Here is a 20,953-nt window from a genome sequence, read left to right on the forward strand (position 1 = left end):
GAGGAGAGGTGAACGTGATGACCGACAACGACCAGCTGCCCGACCCGCGTGGGGCGATCAAGGATCCGGACGAGTGGGTGACCGGGGACGAGCCACCGACCGCCGCCCAGGAGTCGTACCTGCACACCCTCGCCCGGGAGGCGGGCGAGGAGGTGCCGGACGACCTGACCAAGGCGGAGGCGTCCCGGCGGATCGACGAGTTGCAGGAGGAGACCGGCCGGGGCCGGTGACCTCAGCGGGGTGGCAGGCGGTGCAGCACGACCCGGTCGAGCTGTCCCGCCGCCACCTCGGCGGTCAGGTACGTGGCGTACGGCTGGGCCCGCCGGTCGGTGGGTGAGCCCGGGTTGAGCAGCCGCAGACCGCCCGGTGCGACGCTGTCCCACGGGATGTGCGAGTGGCCGAAGACGAGCAGGTCGTGGTCGGGGAACCGGGCCGCGCAGCGCTGTTCCCGGCCGGTCTTCGGCCCGGTCTCGTGCACCACCGCCACCCGCAGGCCGGCCAGTTCCACCTCGGCCACCTCGGGCAGCCGGGCCCGCAGGTCGGGGCCGTCGTTGTTGCCGTACACGCCGACCAGCCGACGGGCCCGGTCGGCCAGCCGGTCGAGCAGCCCCACCTCGACCCAGTCACCGGCGTGCAGCACCACGTCGGCGGCGTCCACCGCCGCCCACACCTCGTCCGGTAGGTCCCGGGCGCGTCGGGGCAGGTGGGTGTCGGCGATCATGAGCAGCCGCATCAGGCGGGCCTTCCGGGCGGGGGCCGGGCGCGGCCGGCCGGCTCAGGCGCCCTGGCCCTGATTCTGCATCAGGCCGCCGTCCATGAAGTACGTCGACCCGGTCACGTAGTCGGCGTCGTCGCTGGCCAGGAAGACGGCCAGTTTGGCGATCTCGGCCGGTTCGGCGGCCCGCTTCCACGGGATGCTCTGCACCTGCTCTTCCAGGTACTTCGGGTCGTCGATGGCCTCCTGGTTGAACGGGGTGAGCACCATCCCGGGTCCGATGTTGTTGACGTTCATCCGCATCGGGGCGACCTCCAGGGCGAGGCTCTTGGCCAGTTCGAGCATGCCGCCCTTGCTGGAGTCGTAGTCCGCCCCGCCGGCCCGGGCGACCTCCTGGTGGATCGAGGTGATGTTGATGATCTTCCCGCCGCCGCCCTGGTCGCGGCGGTGCCGGACGAACCGCCGGCAGCAGAAGAACATCCCGTACAGGTTGGTGCGGATGCACCGGTCCCAGGTCGCGGTGTCCAGGTCGGCCACGCCGATGCCGGAGGCGTCCACCCCGGCGTCGTTCATCAGCACGTCCACCGTGCCGAACGCCGCCAGCGCCTCGTCGAACATCGCCTCGACCTGATGCTCGACGCTGATGTCGCCCTGCACCACCACCGCCCGTCGGCCGGCCTTCTCGATCTCGGCCCGGGTGTGGTCCGCGCCGGCGTGATCGTGCAGGTAGTGCACCACCACGTCCGCACCCTCCCGGCCGAACTCGATCGCGGTGGCCTGCCCGATACCCGAGTCCGAGCCGGTGATCAGGGCGGTGCGGCCGGTCAGTCGTCCACTCATCAGCGTGTTCCCTCCGTCGGTCCCGTGCCGGTCGGCACGGCTCAGGTCGACGTCGCCACGACGTCGGTGCCGGTCGTCACGAAATGCGGCCGGTCGGTGGCGAGGTCGCGCCGTCGTTCGGCGATGTCGGTGAGCAGGCCGGCCGCGTTGATCAGGCCGATGTGCGAGAACGCCTGCGGGAAGTTGCCCACCTGTTCGCCGGTGGCCTGGTCGATCTGCTCGGCGTAGAGGCCGAGGTCGTTGACCCGGCCGGCGAGCTGCTCGAACAGCCGGGTGGCCCGCTCCTGCTCGCCGGCCAGGGCCAGGCAGCTGGCCAGCCAGAACGAGCAGATCACGAAACCGGCCGGGTCACCGTCCCAGCGGCGCAGCAGCCCGTCGCGGGACAGCCGCCGCTCCACCACGTCGATGGTGGAGCGCATCCTCGCCTCGGCGGCGGGCAGGAACCCGACGAGCGGCATGAGCAGCACCGAGGCGTCCAACCGGTCGGAGTCGAAGGCCCCGGTGTACGCGCCCAGCCGGTCGTTCCACCCCCGCCGCAGCACCGCCGCGCGGACCTCGTCGCGGGCCCCCGCCCACCGCCGGATGTCGGCCGGGTCGCCGAGCCGGGGGCCGAACCGCACCGCCCGGTCCAACGCCGTCCAGCACTGCACCTTCGACGACACGTAGTGCCGTTCGGCGTCGCGGGCCTCCCACATGCCGGAGTCCGGCAGACGCCAGCTGTGGACCGCCTGGTCGGCCAGCGCCCGCAGCAGGTGCCGCACGTCCGGCGACATCGGGTCCAGGTAGTGCCGCATCAGCCAGGCGGCGTCGAGGATCTCGCCGAGCACGTCGTTCTGCCGCTGGGTCCAGGCGTCGTTGCCGACCAGCACCGGTCGGCTGTCGGCGTAGCCGCGCAGGTGGTCGAGGGCGTGTTCGGTGAGGTCCCGCTCGCCCTCGACGCCGTACATGATCGGCACCCGGCCGTCGTCGATGCGGCCCATCGCCCGCGCCACCCAGGAGAACTGCCGGTCGGCCTCGTCCGGGCAGGCCGAGCGCCACAGCGCCTGGAGGGTGAGGCTGAAGTCGCGGACCCAGACGTAGCGGTAGTCGTAGTTGCGGTCACCACCCACCTGTTCGGGCAGCGAGGTGGTGGCCGCCGCGACGATCGCGCCACTGGGCTGGTAGGTCATGCCCTGCACCACCATCGCGCTGAGTCGTACCTGGTCGCGGTAGAGACCCTGGTAGTCGTGCAGGTCGGCCCAGGAGCGCCAGCCGGTCACCGCGTCGGCCACCACCCGGTCGGCGGCGGGCAGCGCCGGTTCGCCGCCGTCGTAGGTCGGGGCGTACCCGAGGGTGAGCCGCAGGGTGTCCCCGGCCCGGACGGTCGCCCGGCCGACGGCGTCGCCGTGCCGGCAGGCCAACGGTACGTCGGAGCGCAGGCTGAGCCGGCACGCGCCGGCCCGCGCGTCGATCACCCCGGCGGCGTGGGTCAGGTACGCGGTGACCCGGCCGTACTCGAACCGGGGAGCGAACTCGACGCGTACCGGCACCTCGCCGGAGAGCCCCTCGACCAGCCGGGCGAGGACCCGGGGCGAGCGCAGGCCGATGTCATGCCCGCGCGCCTCCGGTTCCAGGGCCAGCGCGTCGGTGACCGCCACCGAGCCGGTGCCGGTGTGGAAGACGGTACGCAGCACCAGCGAATCGTCCAGATAGGAGCGGGACACCCGGACGTCGTCGCCCTCCGGGGTGATCGACCAGTGCCCGGCCCGGTCGTCGAGGAGCCGGCCGAAGACCGACGGGCTGTCGAACCGGGCCGGGCACCACCAGTTGACCGAGCCGTACCGGTCCACCAGCGCGGCGCTGCGCCCGTCGGCGAGGAACCCGTGCTCGCTGATCCGTCCGCTGTCCACGGGCCGGGTTACCCGGGCTCCTCGGCGCGCATTCCTCGACCACACCGTCTTCTGTCCGCCCGTGACCCTCGCTCCGGCGGCCCCAGCCTCCCGGCGTCATCCAGGTCGGGCCCGGATTACCGGACCTGCCGGCGTTACCTCGACGGGCCCACGGGAACGCCTGTCGTTGACGAAGGAGGAGGCCATGACCAGAGCAGCGAACCCGACCGCCACCTGGCGACCCGGGATGCCGGGCGGCGACAACCTCCCGTCCGGTCCGGCCGGCCGGCCGGCGACCCCGCCGGGGGACGGACACGGCCCGCAGGGCGGCCCGCCCACGGTGACGATCGGCGCGTACCCGGACTACCCGTCCGCGCAGCGCGTGGTGGACTACCTGGCGGACAACCGGTTCCCGGTGGAGCACACCGCGATCGTCGGGACCAACCTCACCCTGGTGGAGACGGTGCTCGGCCGGCTCACCACGGGACGCGCCGCCCTGCTGGGTGCCGGCACCGGCGCGTGGTTCGGGTTGTTCATCGGCCTGTTGTTCGGCATCTTCACGGTCGGCAACTGGCTCGCGGTGATCCTGGTCGGCCTGGTGATCGGCGCGATCTGGGGTGCCGTGTTCGGCGCGGTGGCGCACGCCATGTCCGGCGGCCAGCGCGACTTCACCTCGGCCAGTTCGCTACGCGCCGGCCAGTACGCGGTGACCGTCGACGCCGCCCTGGCCGACCAGGCGCGGCAGATGCTCGGCCGGATGCACCTGACCCCGACCGGGGCCACCGCCCGCTGACCCGTCCGACCCCGCCGCCGTCCCGACGCGCCCAGCGTCGGGGCGGCGGTCGCGTCGGGGCGGCGGTCGCGCCGGGGCGGCGGTCGCGCCGGGGCGGCGGTCGCGTCGTCGGCCCCTCACCGGGGCGGGCGGCCCGGCCATGACACGCCGGGAGCACCCGTCACCCGGGCAGCGAGGAATGCCCCGGCCGACGGGGGCACTGGGATTTCTGGCTAGCGGGACGCCCTCGCGAAGTCCACGAACCCCCGCCACGCACCCGGCGCGAACGCCAGCGTCCCACCCGCACGGTCCTTCGTGTCCCGCACCAGGACGACGCCGGGCAGGTTGTCGGCGACCTCGACGCAATTCCCGCCGTTGCTGCCGCTCCTCGTGCTCTTACGCCACCGCGCGCCGGTCATGTCCATGTCGCTGCCACTCTCCTGATGAGATCGAGAGATTGCGTCCGGGGTAGGGCCTCGCCGACTATGCGAGCCCAGCTACGTTCAAGGCTAGCGATTTCTGCCGCGTCGTCGGTGATGTGCGCCCTGGCCGGACCGTCCTGATGCGCCAGCCGCGCACCGTCCGGCAGCTCGGCCAGCACGAACGGACCGCCCATGCCCAGATAGATCGGCGTGTCGAGCGGCACGACGTGCACCTGCATGCACGGCAGTTCGGCGCAGGCCGCGATGTGCTCACACTGCTCGCGCATCAGCTTGCCGTCGCGTCCTGCGCGCCGCCGGAGGGCCGCTTCATCGATCACCGCGACGACGAGCGGAGGCTCTGGCCGGTGGAGGATCGCCTGCCGCTGCATCCGCGCCGTCACCAGCTCGTCCACCTCCTCGGGGGTGGGGGTCGCCAGCGCCAGCGTCGCCCGCGCGTACGCCTCCGTTTGCAGGAGCCCCGGCACCCACGCCAGTTCGAACCCCCGCAGCACCACCGCCTCGCGCTCGATGTCCGCCCAGCGGCGAAACCAGACCGGCTCGTGGCGCTTCAGCGCGTCCGGCCAGAGGTCCAGGACGTCGCGGCCCAGGACCGCCGCGACCTTGGCGCGATGCCGGGTCTGCGGGATGCTCCCGTGGCGTGCCCACCTGGCTGCGGTTTTCGGGTCGACCCCGACCTGAGCTGCCAGGCTCTCGGCGGTCTCCCCGGTCTGCGCCATGGCCTCTTTGACTGCCAGATTCATCCCGCTCCCTCCCATGTTGCGGCCGAACGTTCCGAACGTCTGCCTGCATATTGCTACGCGGTGTGTTTGCTCCACAACCCTCGGCAAGGTGGAGTCCAGAGCGGCGCCGCCGGTCGGAGGGGAGATCCGCCGGCCGGAGGGGAGATCCGCCGGCCGCGTCTGCTGCGGGGGCCGTCTCCTGTGGAGGGGCAGGAGGCGGCCCCCGTTCCATCCACCGCTACGAAGGGGGAGCACCGTGCCGGACACGCCGGAGCCCGACCGCCCACCGCCGCCCGAGCCGCGCCGCAAGCCTGACGACGACCCGCCACCGGCACGCCCGTCGGTGCCCGGCCCGATCGGGCCGTTCGTCCCACCGTGGCGGGGCCCCGGCCGGCTGGCGAACGCCGTCCCCTGCCACCGCCGGGCTCACTGCCACCGCCGGGCCCCTCGGCTGGAACGGGAGCCAGCCCGGTGACCCCGCACCCGATCCGCCCCGGTGACGTGCTCCACCTGACGCGCGCCGCGAGCGTGCAGTTCATCCGTCCGATCACGGTACGGGTCATCCGGGTGCTCACCGACCGGCACACGTACGACGGTTGGTTGTGGATCGACGCCTACGAGCTGGACGCAGCCGGCGACGCGGTCCGGCGGCGGACCCTGTTCCTGATGCCGGCCGGAGCGACGCGCCCGGAGCCCGGCCCCCGTCGACCGGCTCCGCGCAGGCCGATCCCGGGAAGGGCCGTGGTGGCGTGACCGAGCTGCTTCCCGGCCGGCACACGCCGCTGCCACCCACCTGGCTCTGCCGGATCGACGCCCACCCGTGGCCCTGCGGGGAAGCGAAACTCGCGCTCCTCGCGGCGTACGCCGACGACCGGCCGGGCCTGCTGACCCTGCTGTCGACGCTCAGGGAGGAAGCCGAAGACCAGCTCACGCAGCTCGACGGCGGCAGAACCGTGGACGCGACCGACCGATTCCTGACCTGGGCATGCCAGGCCGGCCGCTGACCTCACCTCTCGCCGAGCGGCGGGGCGGGTGGGGCGGGGCGGGTAGGGCGGGGACGTGGCAGGGTCAGCGGTCGCGGCGGGGATAGACCAGTTCACCGGCCCGGATCGGGGTGGCGAGCCGGTTCTCCGGGGGTGCCAGCGGGCAGGCCCAGGTGTCGTCGTACGCGCAACTGGGGTTGTAGAGGTAGTTGGCGTCCAGGCGTACCCGGTGACCGGGGAGCACGGTGAGTCCCCGCCCGAAGGTCCCCTTGACCGTGTCGGTGAGGTACCGGCCACCGCCGTACGTCTCCCGGCCGCTGGTGCCGTCGCGGACCGGCACGAACAGTCCCCCGCCGTACGCCTCGATCCACCACAGGGTCAGCGGCCCCCACGGCGTCTCCGCGACCGCCACCCGCCGGTAGCTCACCACGCCGTCCGGGCCGCCGGTGTCGATGGTCTCGGTGCCGGAGGCGGGGCGTAGCGGGGCCTCGACCACCGCCCCCGGGTCCGGCGGGAACCAGCCGAGCCCGGGGAAACCGGCCCGGTCGGCGGCCGGCAGCGGGCTGGCCGGGTGACTGCGGAACAACTCGTCCCGGGCGGCCCGGAAGCCGGCCAGATCGGTGTCGGACAGGTAGAGCGCAGCGGTGCGTTCCCGCCAGTCGAGCACATCGAGGTCGTCCACCCGTCGACCCTAACCAGCCCCCGAACCGCCGCCCCCGGTGATCAAGAGGTTCGCGTCAGTATCGGGCTGAACGATGACGCAAACTTCTTGATCACCGGGGACAGCGGCGGGACACCGCGCCCACGGGGCGGTGATCAAGAAGTTTGGGGCGGAAATCGGGCTCAACGTGACGCAAACCTCTTGATCACGGGACGCTCCACCAGGACAACGCGCCGAGCGGCGGTGATCAAGAAGTTTGGGTCAGTATTCGGCTCAACGTGACGCAAACCTCTTGATCACGGGACGCTCCAGGACAACGCGCCGAGCGGCGGTGATCAAGAGGTTTGGGTCAGCATTCGGCTCAACGGTGACGCAAAGCTCTTGATCACCCGGGACAGGGCAGGGCCGGGGCGGGGCGGGGGCGACGGGTCAGCGGGGGCGACGGGTGAGCGGGAGCGGAGCGGGTCAGGTGTCGGTGGCGAGGCGGGCGTGCAGGTGTTCGTCGTGGCGATGGCCGTCGCCGTAGCGGTGCGACTCGCGCAGTGTGCCCTCCCAGCGGTAGCCGGCGCGGGTGGCGACCCGGCAGGAGGCGGGGTTGTCGACCGCGTGGCACAGCTCGATCCGGTGCAGGTCGAGGTGGGTGAAGGCCCAGTCGGTGAGCGCCCGCAGCGCGCCGGAGGCGACCCCGCGTCCGCGCGCCGGCCCGGTGGTCCAGTAGCCGACGGCGGCGTTGCCGTGCCGGATCTGGTGGACGGAGACCGCGCCGAGCAGCGTCCCGTCGGTGGCGTCGGTGACCGCGACGGAGACGTGGCTGTCGTCGCTGCGGTCGGCCCGCCTGGTGATCCACGCGGCGGCGGTCGCCAGGTCGGTCACCCCCTGCCCGTTCCACCTGACGATGTCGGGGTCGACCAGGGCGGCCAGCACGGCCGGCGCGTCCGCCGCCCGCCAGGGGCGCAGCACCAGGCCGGGTGCGGTGATCTGTACGGGTTCCACCGGAGCAGTCTGTCAGCTCGCCACCCACCGGGTCCTTTCAAATCCTGAACTTCCTCCCGTCAAGGAGGACTGTCTCGCTGCTCACACGGGCATCAGTGAGCTTGTTTAAATTTGAAAGAGTGCTACTGTTCGAGCCATGACGGAGAGCCTGGACAGCGAGCGGATGGCTTGCTGGCGTGCCTACATCGAGGCCAGCCAGCGGCTGTTCACCCAGCTGGAGGACGATCTGCGCGCCGACGGTGGGCTGAGCTTCGCCGACTACCACGTGCTGGTCCTGCTCTCCGAGGCACCCGGCCAACGGCTACGGATGGGCGAGCTGGCCGCCCGGTTGGTCTTCTCCCCCAGCCGGCTCACCTACCAGATCTCCACCATGCAGCGGCGGGGTCTGGTCGCCCGGCAGTCCTGCCCCGGGGACCGTCGGGGCAGCGAGGCGGTGCTCACCGCCGCCGGGCTGCTCGCCCTGCGTGAGGCCGCGCCGGGGCACCTCGCCTCGGTCCGGCGGCACCTGATGGACGACCTCGACGACGCCGAGGTCGCCACCCTGACCCGGGTCTTCGACCGGCTCGGCCGGCGGCTGCGCGCCGACCGGGACGCGTCGTCCACCCACCGCGACACCTGAGGAGCCCGTGATGCCCGCGATCACCGTCGACGACGTCCTCGTCCTGCCCCGCCTGCCCCGGCTCGACGAGACCACCAGCTACCGGCCGGTCCGCCGGCTGACCACCGCCCCCAGCGGCTACGAGGGTGAGGGTTTCCCGGTCCGCCGCGCCTTCGCCGGGGTGCCGATGCAGGATCTCGACCCGTTCATCCACCTCGACCAGATGGGCGAGGTGGACTACGCGCCGGGCGAGCCGAAGGGCACCCCGTGGCACCCGCACCGGGGCTTCGAGACCGTCACCTACATGATCGACGGGATCATGGACCACCAGGACTCGCAGGGCGGCGGCGGCACCATCACCGACGGCGACACCCAGTGGATGACCGCCGGCAGCGGCCTGCTGCACATCGAGGCCCCGCCGGAGCACCTGGTGGCCAGCGGCGGTCTCTTCCACGGCCTCCAGCTCTGGGTCAACCTGCCCCGGGTGGCCAAGATGATGCCGCCGCGCTACCAGGACATCCGTGGCCGGGAGTCGGCGCTGCTGACCACGCCGGACGGCGGCGCGCTGATCCGGATCATCGCCGGTGAGATCGCCGGGCACCGGGGGCCGGGGGCGACCCACACCCCGATCACCATCGCGCACGTCACGCTGGAGCCCGGCGCGGAGCTGGACCTGCCCTGGCGGGCCGACTTCAACGCGCTGGTCTACGCGCTCTCCGGTCGCGGCACGATCGGCACCGACCGGCGGCCGTTCCAGGGCGGCCAGCTGGCCGTGCACGGTGCGGGCGACGCGCTGCGGGTGACCGCCGCCGGCAAACAGGACGGCAACACCCCGGCCCTGGACCTCTACATCATGGGCGGAAAGCCCATCCGGGAGCCGGTGGCGCACTACGGGCCGTTCGTGATGAACACCCGCGCCGAGCTGATGCAGGCCTTCGAGGACTTCCAGGCGGGCAAGCTGGGCGTGGTTCCCGCCCAGCGGCTGCCGCACACCGGCGGCCAGGGCGACCGCCCCTGAGACCGACCTGCGACGGGCGTCCCGGTGTCACCCCGGGACGCCCGGGGCGGGACCGCGTCGGTCAGGACACCGCGAAGATCCCGGCCACCCCCAGGATCACCATCAGCAGCACCGCCAGGATCGCGCCGCCTTCGCTCTCGACCGCATCCGTACGGTCCTCGGTCGCGGGGTTCGTCGTCTCGGCGGGCATGGGCCTGGCCTCCTCGGCGTGCACGGCTTCGTGGGGTGCGGTAGGCCACCGTCCGGGCGGGTTCCGGCAGACCCGGAGTGCGTACCGACGGTGGGGGTCCTACCGTGAGGACGTCGTCGACCTCGGGAGGTTGGAACGTGGCGATCGAGGACTGGTTCCTGACCGCTGAGGAACGCGCCAACCCGGTCTCCGGGATACCCGTCTGGACGTCCGGAAACCTCGCCGAGCCGTTGATTCACGGCTCGGCGTACTTCGACCGCCTGGTCACCGAGGTCGAGGCGCTCGGTGCGGGTGACCAGCTCTTCTTCACCGACTGGCGGGGCGACCCGGACGAGCGGATGCGCCCGGACGGCCCGACGGTGGCCCAGCTCTTCGCCCGGGCCGCCCAGCGGGGCGTGCTGGTCAAGGGGCTGCTCTGGCGCTCCCACCTCGACTCGTTGTCCTACAGCGAGGCGGAGAACCGCGACCTGAGCGAGACGGTCAACGCCGCCGGTGGTGAGGTGCTGCTCGACCAGCGCGTCCGGCGGGGCGGGTCGCACCACCAGAAGCTGGTGGTGCTGCGCCACCGCGACGCCCCGCAGCGGGACGTCGCCTTCGCCGGCGGGATCGACCTGTGCCACAGCCGCCGCGACGACGCCGACCACCACGGCGACCCGCAGGCCCTCGCCATGTCACCGAAGTACGGCCCACATCCGCCGTGGCACGACGTGCAACTGGCCGTCCGGGGCCCGGTGGTCGCCGCGCTGGACACCACGTTCCGCGAGCGGTGGACCGACCCGATGCCGTTGGACTCGGAGAACCCGCTGGCCTACCTGCGGGACCGGCTGCGCGGCTCCGACCTGAGCCCCGATCCGCTGCCCGACCCGCCGGCCGACCCGCCGCCCTGCGGCCCGCACCACATCCAGGTGCTGCGCACCTATCCGGCGGTGCGTCCCCGCTACGCGTTCGCCCCGGACGGCGAGCGGACGGTGGCCCGGGGCTACACCAAGGCGGTACGCCGGGCCCGCCGGTTGATCTACCTGGAGGACCAGTACCTCTGGTCGACCGAGGTGGCCGAGCTGTTCGCCGAGGCGCTGCGGGACAATCCCGACCTGCACCTGGTCGCGGTGGTCCCCCGCTACCCGGACGTCGACGGTGCGCTGGCGCTGCCGCCCAACATGGTGGGCCGGGAGCAGGCGCTGTCGCTGTGCGCGCGGGCCGCGCCGGACCGAGTGCACGTCTTCGACGTGGAGAACCGGGCGGGCGACCCGGTCTACGTGCACGCCAAGATCTGCGTGGTCGACGACGTGTGGGCCAGCGTGGGCAGTGACAACTTCAACAGGCGGTCCTGGACGCACGACAGCGAGCTGTCCTGCGCGGTGCTCGACGAGACCCGCGACGAGCGGGCCCCGGTCGACCCGGCGGGTCGGGGTGACGGGGCCCGGGTGTTCGCCCGGGACCTGCGGCTGCGGTTGTGGCGTGAGCACCTGGACCGCGACCCGGACGGTGCCGACGACGCCGACCTGCTGGACCCGGCCGACGCGGTCGCGGCGATCACCGCCTCGGCGGACGCCCTGCAGCGGTGGCACGACTCCGGCCGCTCGGGCCCCCGGCCGCCGGGCCGGCTGCGTCCGCACCGGCCGGAGCGGCTGCCCTGGTACACCCGGCTGTGGGCGCTACCGGCGTACCGGCTGGTCTACGACCCCGACGGCAGGCCGCTGCACGCCCGCCGCAAGGGCACCTGGTAGCTCCCGCCGGTCGGGGCCGACGTGGGCGGGGTTGGGGTAGCGGGTCAGCCCGCCCGGGTGGGCGAACGACGTGCGCGGGGCGTAGCAGCCGTTGGCGATGAGCAGGGGGTTCTCCGGGCGCAGTGCGTAGCTCGGGTGCCGTGGGTCGAGGAACTCCACCGACTCGATCTCGAACGGGCTGACCGGTTCGGAGACGTAGGGGTAGACCCCGCTGAACAGTTCGCCGTCGCGCCGGGTGAAGTAGCGGTGGTGGCCGGCGCGCAGCTCGTGGCCGGGGTCGCCGATCCGGGCCCGGGTCCGGATCAGCGGGACACCGCCGACCTCGGTGTCGGCGACCAGCACGTCACCGCGTACCCGCAGGGTGGTGCGGCCCAGGACGGCCGGCGCGCCCCGGGCGACGGCGTAGTCCCGGACCCGGGGGCTGGAGGTGACGTAGTGGGTCCACCAGCCGCCGGGGGTCACCCTGTCGGGCGCGTCGACCCCGGCGAGGGCCACCCCGAGGTAGGTCAGCGAGTGGGCGCCGAGGCCGGAGGTCTGGGCGGCGTCCTCGACGACGTACTGGTTCATGAAGACCTGCCGGTCGGGCCGGGGGCACAGGCCGGGTGGGACCAGGGCGGCGACCGCGTCCGGGTCGGCCGGCGACCAGCTGAAGCGCAACGTACGGCTGTCGACGACGAGCTGCGGGTCCGCGGGGTCGAGCACGTGGTCCTCCGTACGGCGATGGTCTCAAGCGACGCTACGGGCGGCCCCGTCGGCGGGACAAGGACGGATAGCCGACACCGCTGCCGCGCTGTCGGGTTCCGGGTGGCCGACCGGTTCGACAGGTGCCCGTGATCACAGTCGACGCGAACCATGTCCGATAGTGCAGTTTTGTCATCGAAAATCACTTAAGTACATCAGCCTTTCGGCTAGATTTCCGTTCACCGATCAGGCTATGGTGGCTTCCGAACGGCCCATCTGAAGCTAAACCGAAGCGTCACGTCTTTTTGATCGCGGACGAGGTGCAGGGAGGACCACCAATGACCGCGCCAACCATGAGCAAGCCGGCGGCGACACCGTCCACCACCGAGAAGCTGGACCCGCGTGCGCTCACCGACAGCGCCGCCGACCTGCTGAACGCGATGGCCGCGCTGCCCGCCGGCCACCCGTCCCGGGCGGCGCTGCGCGACCGGGCGATCGAGGCCTGGCTTCCGCTGGCCAACCACCTGGCCCACCGCTACAGCGGCCGGGGCGAGCCCACCGACGACCTGGCCCAGACCGCCGCGGTCGGCCTGATCAAGGCGATCGACAAGTTCGACCCGTCGCGCGGTGTCGACTTCGCCGGCTACGCCATCCCGACCATCATCGGCGAGCTCAAGCGCCACTTCCGCGACCGCACCTGGGACATCCGGGTCCCCCGGCGGCTCCAGGAGCTGCGGCTGGCCATCTCCGACGCCAACAGCTCGCTGTTGCAGACCCTCGGCCGCTCGCCGACGGTCGCCGACATCGCCGCCCACCTGAAACTCACCGAGGAAGAGGTCCTGGAGGGCCTGGAGGGTGCCCGCGCCTACAACGCGGTGTCGCTGTCCACCCCGACCGGCGACGGCGACCGCGCCACCGAGCTGGGCGACATGCTCGGCGGCGAGGACAACGAGTTCGAGCTGGCCGAGCTGCGGGTCGCCCTCGGCCCGGCGTTGGCCACCCTCGACGAGCGCGAGCAGAAGATCCTCACCCTGCGCTTCTACGGCAACCTGACCCAGTCGCAGATCGCCGACCAGATCGGCGTCTCGCAGATGCACGTGTCGCGGCTGCTCGCCCGGGCCCTGACCAAGCTGCGCGGTCAGCTCGACGGCACCTACTGAGGGGGTGGCGGCGGTCGCCGGCCCGACGGGTCGGCGACGGCCACAGCCACGGGGCCCGGCCGGCGGTTCGCCGGCCGGGCCTTCCCGACTCCGGACGACCACCGGCCCCGACGCACTCGCGTCGGGGCCGGTGCCACGTCGGTCGGCGTTCACGCCGGTACGCGACGCTGACGTTGCCCGGGATGCCGGTCAGCCGACCGCCGGGTCCCGCCACATCGGATAGAACGGTGTGCCGTCCGGCAGCCGGAAGACCTCCCGCAGCCGGTAGCCGTGCCGGGCGTAGAGGTCCCGCCCGGCCTCGCTGCTGGCCTCCAGGTAGCCGGGCACCCCGTGGGCGTCCAGCCAGGCATGGTGGTGCCGCAGCAGCGCGGTGCCCAGTCCCTGCCCCTGCCGGCCCGGCCGGACGGCGAGCAGCGCCAGGTGGTGGTGGTCGGGGTGCGGGTGGTTCGCGGCGAACAGCTCGTCGAGGTGCCGGAACCGGGGGGTCCACTCCCCGCAGGCGGCGGCCAGCCGGTCGTCGTAGTCCTCCGGGGCCGGTGACTCGCCACCGACCTGCGGCAGCCAGACCGCCACCCCGTCCCGGTCCGCGGTGCCGAAGACCAGGCCGTGGCGCATCGCATGGTCGACCAGGATCTCGAAGTTGTCGGCGAAGACGGCCTCCCGCTTCGCCTCGTCCGGCACCAGCCACCGGGTCGCCGGGAGCACCAGGAACGCCTCGGCGATCCGTTCGGCGACCCACCGGGTGTCGGCGGCGGCGAGCCGTCCGACGGCCGGCGCGGTCACCGCCGGGCCTCCACCGGCACCGGGCCGTCCACCGGCGGGGCGAACAGTGAGGTCGCCGCGCTCTCCGCGCCGCGCCCGATCCGGGCGTAGACGTCGGGACGGTTGGCGCGCAGCACCAGACCCCACAGCAGGCCGATCAGCGCGGCCACCGGGTAGACCCCGGGGATGATCCAGCGCAACGGCGAATCCGGCGCGACACCGAGCAGGGTGGCGAAGTTCGCCACCGCCACCGCCACGACGGCGGCCAGCGCGACGGTGGCCAGGGCCGGGGCGATCGCCCGCTTCCACAGCGACTCCGCGGTGTCGGAGCGGGCGAAGTAGACGATGACGGCGACGCTGGTGGTGGCGATCAGCAACAGCACGCCGAAACCGCCACCGGTGCCGGCGTAGTAGAACAGCTGCACCACCGGGTCCCAGCCGTTGACCGCGTACAGCACGATCACCAGCAGGCCGAGCAGGCTCTGCGCCAGCGAGGCCATCCGGGGCGCGCCGGTGCGCGGCGAGGTCTGCCCGAAGGCGGCCGGCAGCACCCGTTCCCGGCCCAGCGCGAAGGCGTACCGGGCGGTGGTGTTGTGGAACGAGATCATCGCGGCCAGCACCGAGGTCATGAACAGCGCCTGGCCGATGGTGACGGCGGTGTCGCCGAGGTGCGCGGCGGCCAGGTTGAAGATCAACTCGATGCTCTGCTCACCGGCGGCGGCGGAGATGTTCTCCGGGCCGACGGCCACGGTCATCGACCAGGAGGAGAGCGCGTAGAGCCCGGCGATGATCGCCACCGAGAGGTAGGTGGCCAGCGGGACCGTCCGCCGGGGGTCCTTGCTCTCCTCGCTGAACACCACCGAGGACTCGAACCCGACGAAGCCGGTCATGGCGAGGACCAGCAGCGCGCCCGCCCCCGGCACCAGGAGGTTGGCCGGGGCGAGGGCGGCGAAGCTGGTCGAGCCGCCCGCCGGGTGGCTGAGCTGGCCCAGGTCGAACACGACGATCACCACGATCTCGGCGATCAGCAGCACCGCCAGGACCAGGCCGTTGACGTCCACCCGCAGCAGGCCGAGGAACGCGACGAGGGCCCAGGCGACCAGGGCCACCACGGACCAGTGCGGTTCGACGCCGAACAGGGTGCCGAGCACCGGGGCGGCGGCGGCGCCGATCGCGCCGTAGAGACCGACCTGGAGCGCGTTGTAGGCGATCAGCGCGACCCAGGCCGCGCCGACGCCGGCCGGGCGGCCGATGCCCCGGGCGACGTAGGCGTAGAACGCGCCGGCGTTCTCGACCCGGCGGGCCATCGCCACGTAGCCGACGGAGAAGAGCGCCAGGACGGCGCCCACGGTGAGGAAGGCCAGCGGCATGCCGGTGATGCCGGTGACCGCGTAGCCGGTGGTGACCACGCCGGCGACCACGGTCAGCGGCGCGGCGGCGGAGAGGACGAAGAAGATGACCGACGGCACGCCGAGGCGGCCACGGGCCAGGGCGTCACTGACGTTGCTGGGGCGGTCGACTGTCGGATGCGGGGGCATGGGGCTGCTCCGGAAGAGGGGAGGTGAGGGGGGAAGGGGGTGGCGCGGCGAGATCAGGGGATGCCGCGCAGCACCGCCGCGCCGACCGCGGCCTCGGTGTGCACGACGAGTTCCTTCAACGGGGGCGGCAGCGACCCGACGAGGGTGGACAGTCGGTGGTGGGCACGCGGCCCGGCGCTCCACAGCACCTCGCGGGTCAGCCCGGCGGCGGCCACCAGGCCGAGCAGCGTCGTGTCCGACACCAGCGGCTGTTCGGGCCGCTCCACCAGGGCCCGTAGCCGGGTCGCCGGCCAGGCGGCGGCGTTGAGGTCGATCGGCAGGTAGCTGACGGTGGTCCGCAGCAGGCGGCGGGTCTCCTGCCGGCGCAGCACCCCGGCCCGGGCCAGCCGCTCCCCCACCGAGGTGGTGGACGACTGGGCCAGGAAGGCGAGCCAGGTGCGCACCGCCTGGTGCTGCGACTCGCCGATCAGTTGGTCGAGCACGGTGTGGGCCAGCGCGTCGGTCGGGGGACGCCTGTCGATCACGGTGACCAGTCCACCGGAGACGGTGATCTGTCCGAACAGGATCAGCTCGGCCAGCAACCCGGCGGCCAGGCCGAGCCCGGTGGCGCTCGGGTGCAGTTTGGCCTTGCCGCGGCTGTCGTTGTGCGCAATCAGAAAGAACTCGTCGGCGACCAGCAAACGAGCCTCCCACGCATTGTCCACAGGTGATCCACGCCGGGTGACAGGATGCCCGCAGAGCTCCAGCTTTGCAACTCCCAGATTCGGTGGTTGCACTCCGTACTCATGCGACCTGCGGATCTTGTCGTGACAGACTCGGAGGGTGACCGTCAGCCCCACTGTTCGCCGCCGCCGCATCGCCCGTGAACTCCGCCAACTGCGGGAACGCGCGGGCATGACACTGGACGTCGCCGCCCGCCAACTCGACATGTCCAAGAGCAACCTGTCCCGGATCGAGAACGCCCAGATCGGCATCAAGCCCCGGGACGTCCGCGCCGCGTTGGCCCTCTACGAGGTGACCGGTGTCGATGCCGAGGCACTGATCGAGATCGCCCGGGGCGCCCAGCAGCGCGGCTGGTGGCAGAACTACAGCGACGTGCTGCCCGAGTGGTTCGAGTTCTACGTCGGGCTGGAGGCCGAGGCGGAGAGCCTGCGCACCTACGAGGCGGAGTCCGTCCCCGGGCTGCTGCAGACCGAGGCGTACGCCCGGGAGATGTTCCGTCGTACGGCCGGCGAGGAGGGGCTGGAGCGCAAGGTGGCCGCCCGGCTGCGCCGCCAGGAGGTGCTGCACCGGGACTCGCCCACAGTCGAGTTGTCGATGGTCCTCAACGAGGCGGTGCTGCTGCGCCCGGTGGGTGGGCCGGCCGTCATGGCGGAGCAGTTGACTCACATGGCCACGGTCGCCCGATCACCGAACGTGACATGTCACGTACTTCCGTTCGCGTCCGGTGGGCACCCCGCGATGAGCACTCCGTACGTGATCATCACGTTTGCCGACGCGGCCGACAATTCCGTGGTTTACCTGGACAATCTCACGCTGGGTCTGGCGCTGGAGGAAGCGGGACACGTACGCGGGTATACCCTTGTGCACGAGGAGCTGTGTCGGATGGCACTGGATCCGGCGGCGTCTCTGGCCCGCCTGGAGGAGGCTGCTCGTCACTTTGCGTGATCGCATTGCGGCACGCCCGGGGGGAACGGAAGGTACGGGAATGCAGGCGCTGCCTCTGTCCATGATGGACTGGCGGACCAGCAGTCGCAGCAGCGGCAACGGCAACTGCGTGGAGATCGCCTCCACCGACGACCGGATCGCGGTGCGCGACAGCAAGGACCGGTGCGGCCCCGCGCTGGTCTTCTCCGCCCACGCCTGGACAGCCTTCGTCACCGGCATGGAGGCGGTACGCCGGGGCTGACCCCGGGCGTGCCACAGTGGCAGCCGTGCTCCGTGACGTACCCCTCGACCTGCCGGTCCGGCCGGCGCTGCCACCGCTGCTGCGGGCGCTGACCGGCACCGGCAGCGCGGTCCTGGTGGCCCCGCCCGGCACCGGCAAGACCACCCTGGCCCCGCTCGCGGTGGCCGACGGGGTGGCCGGGCGGGTGCTGGTCGCCCAGCCCCGCCGGGTGGCCGCCCGGGCGGCGGCCCGGCGGATGGCCGACCTGCTCGGTGAGCGGGTCGGCGACCGGGTCGGGTACGCCGTGCGCGGCGACCGGCGGGTCGGGCCGGCCACCCGGATCGAGGTGGTCACCACCGGCCTGCTGGTGCGCCGCCTGCTGCGCGACCCCGAGCTGCCCGGGGTCGACGCGGTGCTGCTCGACGAGGTGCACGAGCGGCAACTCGACGCCGATCTCGCGCTGGCCTTCACCGTGGAGGCCCGCGCGGCGCTGCGGCCCGAGCTGTGGCTGGTGGCGATGTCGGCGACCCCGCAGGCGGACCGGTTCGCCGCGCTGCTCGGCGGTGACACGCCGGCCCCGGTGGTGCGCGCCGAGGCGGCCCTGCACCCGGTCACCCGGGTCTTCACGCCACCGCCGCGCCCGGTCGCGCCACCGGGCGCGGGACGGGTCGATCCGCTGCTGCTCGACCATGTCGCCGCGACCGTCCGGCGGGCCCTGCACGAGCAGGACGGCGACCTGCTGGTCTTCCTGCCCGGGGCGGGCGAGATCGGGGCGGTGACCCGCCGGCTGACCGACCTGACCGACCGGGTGGCCGTCCTGCCGCTGCACGGGCGGCTGCCCGCCGCCGCGCAGGACGCCGCGCTGCGCCCCGCCGACCGGCGTCGGGTGGTGCTCGCCACCTCGGTCGCGGAGAGCAGCCTGACCGTGCCCGGGGTCCGGGTGGTGGTCGACGCCGGCCTGGCCCGGGTGGCCCGCACCGACCTCGCCCGGGGGCTGGGCGCGCTGGTCACCGTGCCGGTGTCCCGGGCCGCCGCGACGCAGCGGGCCGGCCGGGCCGGCCGGCAGGGCCCCGGGGTGGTCTACCGCTGCTGGTCGGAGGGGACCCACGGCCGGCTCGCCGCGCAACCCGGGCCGGAGATCGCCACCGCCGACCTGACCGGCTTCGCGCTGGACCTGGCCGCCTGGGGCAGCCCGGACGGCGGCGGCCTGGCGCTGCCCGATCCCCCGCCGCCCGCCGCGCTGACCGTGGCCCGGGAGACGTTGACCGCCCTCGGCGCGGTCGACGCCGACGGTCGGGTGACCGCCCGGGGACGGGCCATCGCCGCCACCGGCACCCACCCCCGGCTGGGCCGGGCCCTGCTCGACGGTGCCGTCCGGATCGGTCGGGACCGGGCCGCCGAGCTGGTCGCCCTGCTCGCCGAGGACGGCCTGGCCGGGCGGCACGACGACCTCACCGCCGCGTGGCGGCGGCTACGCGACGACACCGACCCCGGTGCCACCGCCCGCTGGCGCGCCGAGGTACGCCGGCTGCGCGCCGCCCTGCCCGACACCGAGCGGGGCGGTGGCGGCGGGTGGCTACCCGATGACCTGGCGGCCGGGCTGCTGGTGGGGCTGGCCCACCCGGAGCGGCTGGCCCGGCTGCGTCGGGCCGGTGGGACGTCGTACCTGATGGCGGGTGGGACGGGGGCTGAGCTGGCGGCCGGATCGGCGCTGACCGGGACGGGCTGGCTGGCCGTCGCGGTGGCCGACCGCTCGCCGGGCGCACCGACCGCCCGGGTCCGGCTGGCCGCCCCGCTCGACGAGGCGACCGCCCGGGAGGTCGGCGGGGCGTTGGTGAGCGAGGACCGCGAGGTCGGTTGGGTCGACGGCGACGTGCTGGCCCGTCAGGTGACCCGGCTCGGAGCGATCGAGCTGGTCAGTCGCCCGCTGGCCCGGCCGACGCCGGAGCTGCTGGCCGCCGCCCTGGCCGACGGCCTCCGCCAGGCGGGACTGGACCTGCTGACCTGGACCCCGGCGGCCCGGTCGTTGCGTCAGCGGCTGGCGTTCTGCCGGCAGGCGTTGGGCGGGCCGTGGCCGGAGGTCTCCGACGACGCGTTGCTCGCCGCCGCCGACCGGTGGCTCGGGCCGGAGCTGGCCATCGCCCGCCGCCGGGCCGACCTGGCCCGGATCGACGTGGCCGGGGCGCTGCGCCGGTTGCTGCCCTGGCCGCAGGCGGGCCGGCTGGACGAGCTGGCCCCGGAACGCATCGAGGTGCCCAGCGGCTCCCGGGTCCGGGTCGACTACGCCGATCCGGCCGCGCCGGTGCTGGCGGTGAAGCTCCAGGAGACGTTCGGCTGGCAGCAGGCGCCCCGGCTGGCCGACGGCCGGGTGCCGGTGCTGCTGCACCTGCTCTCCCCCGCGGGCCGGCCCGTCGCGGTCACCGCCGATCTGGCGTCGTTCTGGCGTACCGGCTATCCGCAGGTGCGCGGGGAACTGCGCGGGCGTTACCCGCGCCATCCCTGGCCGGAGGACCCGGTCACGGCCGCGCCGACCCGGCACACGGCGCACCGCCGCCGCTGAGCCGGCGCGGTGCGCCGCTCGGTGGTCACTCGTCGACGACGTCGGCGATGAGCACGGTGATGTTGTCGGGGCCGCCGGCCCGCAGGGCGAGATCGATCAGTCGGCGGGCGCAGTCCTGGCGGTCCGGGGTCTCCCGCAGCACCTCGGTCAGGGTGTCCGGGCGGACGACGTTGGAGAGGCCGTCGCTGCACAGCAGCCAGCGGTCGCCGGCCCGGGGCACCATCGTGGCGTACGACGGGGAGACCTGCTCGCCCTGCAGGGCCTGGGTGACCACGGCGCGCCGGGGGTGGCTGGACGCCTCCTCGGGGCTGATCACGCCCTGGTCGACGAGCATCTGGACGAAGGTGTCGTCCCGGGTGACCTGTTTGAGGGTGCCCTCGCGGAACAGGTAGGCCCGGGAGTCGCCGACGTGGGCCAGCGCCAGGCAGCTGCCGGTGCGGGAGAACAGCAGGGCGGTCAGTGTGGTGCCCATGCCCTGCCGCTCGGGGTCCTCTTGGACGGCCTGGTTGATCCGCGCGGTGGCCAGCTCGATGCCGGTCTGCAACGCCGCCACCAGGGCGTCCTCGGGGGTCTCCACGTCCAGTGGGGCGACCGCGTCGATGGCGATCCGGCTGGCCAGGTCGCCGGCCGCCATCCCGCCCATGCCGTCGGCGACGGCGACGAGCCAGGCTCCGGAGTGCATGGCGTCCTGGTTTCCGCTGCGGATCAGCCCACGGTCGCTCGTCCCGACGGAACGAAGCTTCAGGGTCATGGGTGGCAGCCTGCCAGGCGGAGGGTGTTGTTGTCTCTAGGAGATCAGGACGACTGCGCGTGGCGCGGCGAATCTCACTGCCGTCG

24 protein-coding genes are annotated in these 20,953 nt (G+C 73.3%); 11 read left to right on the forward strand and 13 right to left on the reverse strand.

Annotated elements, in window-relative coordinates:
* Positions 1-17 precede the first annotated feature (17 nt).
* Complete coding sequence (locus ACN267_RS14175) at positions 18-230, forward strand: DUF3072 domain-containing protein (RefSeq protein ID WP_088644100.1); 213 nt, start codon at positions 18-20, stop codon at positions 228-230.
* 2 nt (positions 231-232) lie between these two features.
* Here the strand turns inward: ACN267_RS14175 and ACN267_RS14180 are convergent, their stop codons facing one another.
* The 3 genes from ACN267_RS14180 to ACN267_RS14190 are packed head-to-tail and all read right to left on the reverse strand — an operon-like array spanning position 233 to position 3,444.
* Positions 233-733, reverse strand: a complete 501-nt coding sequence (locus ACN267_RS14180) for a metallophosphoesterase family protein (RefSeq protein WP_421488881.1) — start codon at positions 731-733, stop codon at positions 233-235.
* 42 nt (positions 734-775) lie between these two features.
* Entirely contained in the window at positions 776-1,555 is a 780-nt protein-coding gene (locus ACN267_RS14185; RefSeq protein WP_204961282.1) for an SDR family oxidoreductase, read from the reverse strand.
* Positions 1,556-1,596: 41 nt separating this feature from the next.
* Positions 1,597-3,444, reverse strand: a complete 1,848-nt coding sequence (locus ACN267_RS14190; RefSeq protein ID WP_421488882.1) for a glycoside hydrolase family 15 protein — start codon at positions 3,442-3,444, stop codon at positions 1,597-1,599.
* A gap of 184 nt (positions 3,445-3,628) precedes the next feature.
* Between ACN267_RS14190 and ACN267_RS14195 the strand changes: the two genes are divergently transcribed.
* A complete protein-coding gene (locus ACN267_RS14195; RefSeq protein ID WP_088644078.1) occupies positions 3,629-4,216 on the forward strand; it encodes a general stress protein in 588 nt (195 codons plus the stop codon).
* 212 nt (positions 4,217-4,428) lie between these two features.
* Here ACN267_RS14195 and ACN267_RS14200 read toward each other — a convergent pair whose 3' ends face one another.
* Positions 4,429-4,620 (reverse strand): DUF397 domain-containing protein, encoded by a 192-nt coding sequence (locus ACN267_RS14200; protein WP_204961280.1) that lies wholly within the window; start codon positions 4,618-4,620, stop codon positions 4,429-4,431.
* Positions 4,611-5,378: a DUF5753 domain-containing protein gene (locus ACN267_RS14205; protein WP_204961279.1), complete on the reverse strand. Its 768-nt coding sequence runs from the start codon at positions 5,376-5,378 to the stop codon at positions 4,611-4,613. The genes ACN267_RS14200 and ACN267_RS14205 overlap by 10 nt, the downstream gene beginning before the upstream one ends.
* 450 nt (positions 5,379-5,828) lie before the next feature.
* Between ACN267_RS14205 and ACN267_RS14210 the strand changes: the two genes are divergently transcribed.
* Both ACN267_RS14210 and ACN267_RS14215 read left to right on the forward strand, forming a co-directional pair.
* A complete protein-coding gene (locus tag ACN267_RS14210) occupies positions 5,829-6,110 on the forward strand; it encodes a hypothetical protein (protein ID WP_281899052.1) in 282 nt (93 codons plus the stop codon).
* Positions 6,107-6,361: a flavin reductase gene (locus ACN267_RS14215; protein WP_281899054.1), complete on the forward strand. Its 255-nt coding sequence runs from the start codon at positions 6,107-6,109 to the stop codon at positions 6,359-6,361. Before ACN267_RS14210 ends, ACN267_RS14215 begins: the two co-directional genes overlap by 4 nt.
* A 64-nt stretch (positions 6,362-6,425) precedes the next feature.
* Here ACN267_RS14215 and ACN267_RS14220 read toward each other — a convergent pair whose 3' ends face one another.
* Complete coding sequence (locus ACN267_RS14220; protein WP_204961278.1) at positions 6,426-7,022, reverse strand: DUF1684 domain-containing protein; 597 nt, start codon at positions 7,020-7,022, stop codon at positions 6,426-6,428.
* 444 nt (positions 7,023-7,466) lie between these two features.
* Complete coding sequence (locus tag ACN267_RS14225; RefSeq protein WP_421488883.1) at positions 7,467-7,994, reverse strand: GNAT family N-acetyltransferase; 528 nt, start codon at positions 7,992-7,994, stop codon at positions 7,467-7,469.
* A 136-nt stretch (positions 7,995-8,130) separates the two neighbouring features.
* Between ACN267_RS14225 and ACN267_RS14230 the strand changes: the two genes are divergently transcribed.
* Positions 8,131-8,613, forward strand: coding sequence for a MarR family winged helix-turn-helix transcriptional regulator (locus ACN267_RS14230; RefSeq protein WP_204961276.1), 483 nt, complete (start codon positions 8,131-8,133; stop codon positions 8,611-8,613).
* A gap of 10 nt (positions 8,614-8,623) precedes the next feature.
* Positions 8,624-9,610, forward strand: a complete 987-nt coding sequence (locus ACN267_RS14235) for a pirin family protein (protein WP_421488884.1) — start codon at positions 8,624-8,626, stop codon at positions 9,608-9,610.
* Between the two features lie 61 nt (positions 9,611-9,671).
* On the opposite strand, the gene ACN267_RS14240 is transcribed toward ACN267_RS14235, so the two are convergent.
* On the reverse strand, positions 9,672-9,800 hold the full coding sequence (locus ACN267_RS14240) for a hypothetical protein (RefSeq protein WP_255554078.1): 129 nt from the start codon (positions 9,798-9,800) through the stop codon (positions 9,672-9,674).
* 137 nt (positions 9,801-9,937) lie between these two features.
* Here ACN267_RS14240 and ACN267_RS14245 point away from each other — a divergent pair, with 137 nt between their 5' ends.
* Positions 9,938-11,527 carry a phospholipase D family protein gene (locus ACN267_RS14245; RefSeq protein WP_281899059.1) on the forward strand — a complete coding sequence of 530 codons (1,590 nt, stop codon included), beginning with the start codon at positions 9,938-9,940 and terminating at the stop codon, positions 11,525-11,527.
* Here the strand turns inward: ACN267_RS14245 and ACN267_RS14250 are convergent.
* Entirely contained in the window at positions 11,456-12,229 is a 774-nt protein-coding gene (locus ACN267_RS14250) for a hypothetical protein (RefSeq protein ID WP_421488885.1), read from the reverse strand. The genes ACN267_RS14245 and ACN267_RS14250 overlap by 72 nt on opposite strands.
* 317 nt (positions 12,230-12,546) lie before the next feature.
* On the opposite strand from ACN267_RS14250, the gene ACN267_RS14255 reads away from it, so the two are divergent.
* Positions 12,547-13,368 carry a SigB/SigF/SigG family RNA polymerase sigma factor gene (locus ACN267_RS14255; protein ID WP_088644086.1) on the forward strand — a complete coding sequence of 274 codons (822 nt, stop codon included), beginning with the start codon at positions 12,547-12,549 and terminating at the stop codon, positions 13,366-13,368.
* Positions 13,369-13,557: 189 nt separating this feature from the next.
* Here the strand turns inward: ACN267_RS14255 and ACN267_RS14260 are convergent, their stop codons facing one another.
* The 3 genes from ACN267_RS14260 to ACN267_RS14270 are packed head-to-tail and all read right to left on the reverse strand — an operon-like array spanning position 13,558 to position 16,348.
* Positions 13,558-14,151, reverse strand: coding sequence for a GNAT family N-acetyltransferase (locus ACN267_RS14260; protein WP_421488886.1), 594 nt, complete (start codon positions 14,149-14,151; stop codon positions 13,558-13,560).
* Positions 14,148-15,668: an APC family permease gene (locus tag ACN267_RS14265; protein WP_204961272.1), complete on the reverse strand. Its 1,521-nt coding sequence runs from the start codon at positions 15,666-15,668 to the stop codon at positions 14,148-14,150. The genes ACN267_RS14260 and ACN267_RS14265 overlap by 4 nt, the downstream gene beginning before the upstream one ends.
* A 53-nt stretch (positions 15,669-15,721) precedes the next feature.
* Positions 15,722-16,348 (reverse strand): GOLPH3/VPS74 family protein, encoded by a 627-nt coding sequence (locus ACN267_RS14270; RefSeq protein ID WP_204961271.1) that lies wholly within the window; start codon positions 16,346-16,348, stop codon positions 15,722-15,724.
* Between the two features lie 142 nt (positions 16,349-16,490).
* On the opposite strand from ACN267_RS14270, the gene ACN267_RS14275 reads away from it, so the two are divergent.
* From ACN267_RS14275 to hrpB, 3 genes are read left to right on the forward strand one after another with little or no spacing between them, the layout of a single operon-like run.
* Complete coding sequence (locus ACN267_RS14275; protein WP_421488887.1) at positions 16,491-17,336, forward strand: helix-turn-helix domain-containing protein; 846 nt, start codon at positions 16,491-16,493, stop codon at positions 17,334-17,336.
* Between the two features lie 40 nt (positions 17,337-17,376).
* On the forward strand, positions 17,377-17,577 hold the full coding sequence (locus ACN267_RS14280; protein WP_281899070.1) for a DUF397 domain-containing protein: 201 nt from the start codon (positions 17,377-17,379) through the stop codon (positions 17,575-17,577).
* Between the two features lie 25 nt (positions 17,578-17,602).
* Positions 17,603-20,116, forward strand: coding sequence for an ATP-dependent helicase HrpB (gene hrpB, locus ACN267_RS14285; RefSeq protein ID WP_421488888.1), 2,514 nt, complete (start codon positions 17,603-17,605; stop codon positions 20,114-20,116).
* 25 nt (positions 20,117-20,141) lie between these two features.
* Here the strand turns inward: hrpB and ACN267_RS14290 are convergent, their stop codons facing one another.
* Positions 20,142-20,867: a PP2C family protein-serine/threonine phosphatase gene (locus ACN267_RS14290; RefSeq protein ID WP_204961267.1), complete on the reverse strand. Its 726-nt coding sequence runs from the start codon at positions 20,865-20,867 to the stop codon at positions 20,142-20,144.
* Positions 20,868-20,953 lie beyond the last annotated feature (86 nt).

This window comes from Micromonospora sp. WMMD734 (assembly GCF_049178975.1).
GTDB lineage: Bacteria > Actinomycetota > Actinomycetes > Mycobacteriales > Micromonosporaceae > Micromonospora > Micromonospora wenchangensis.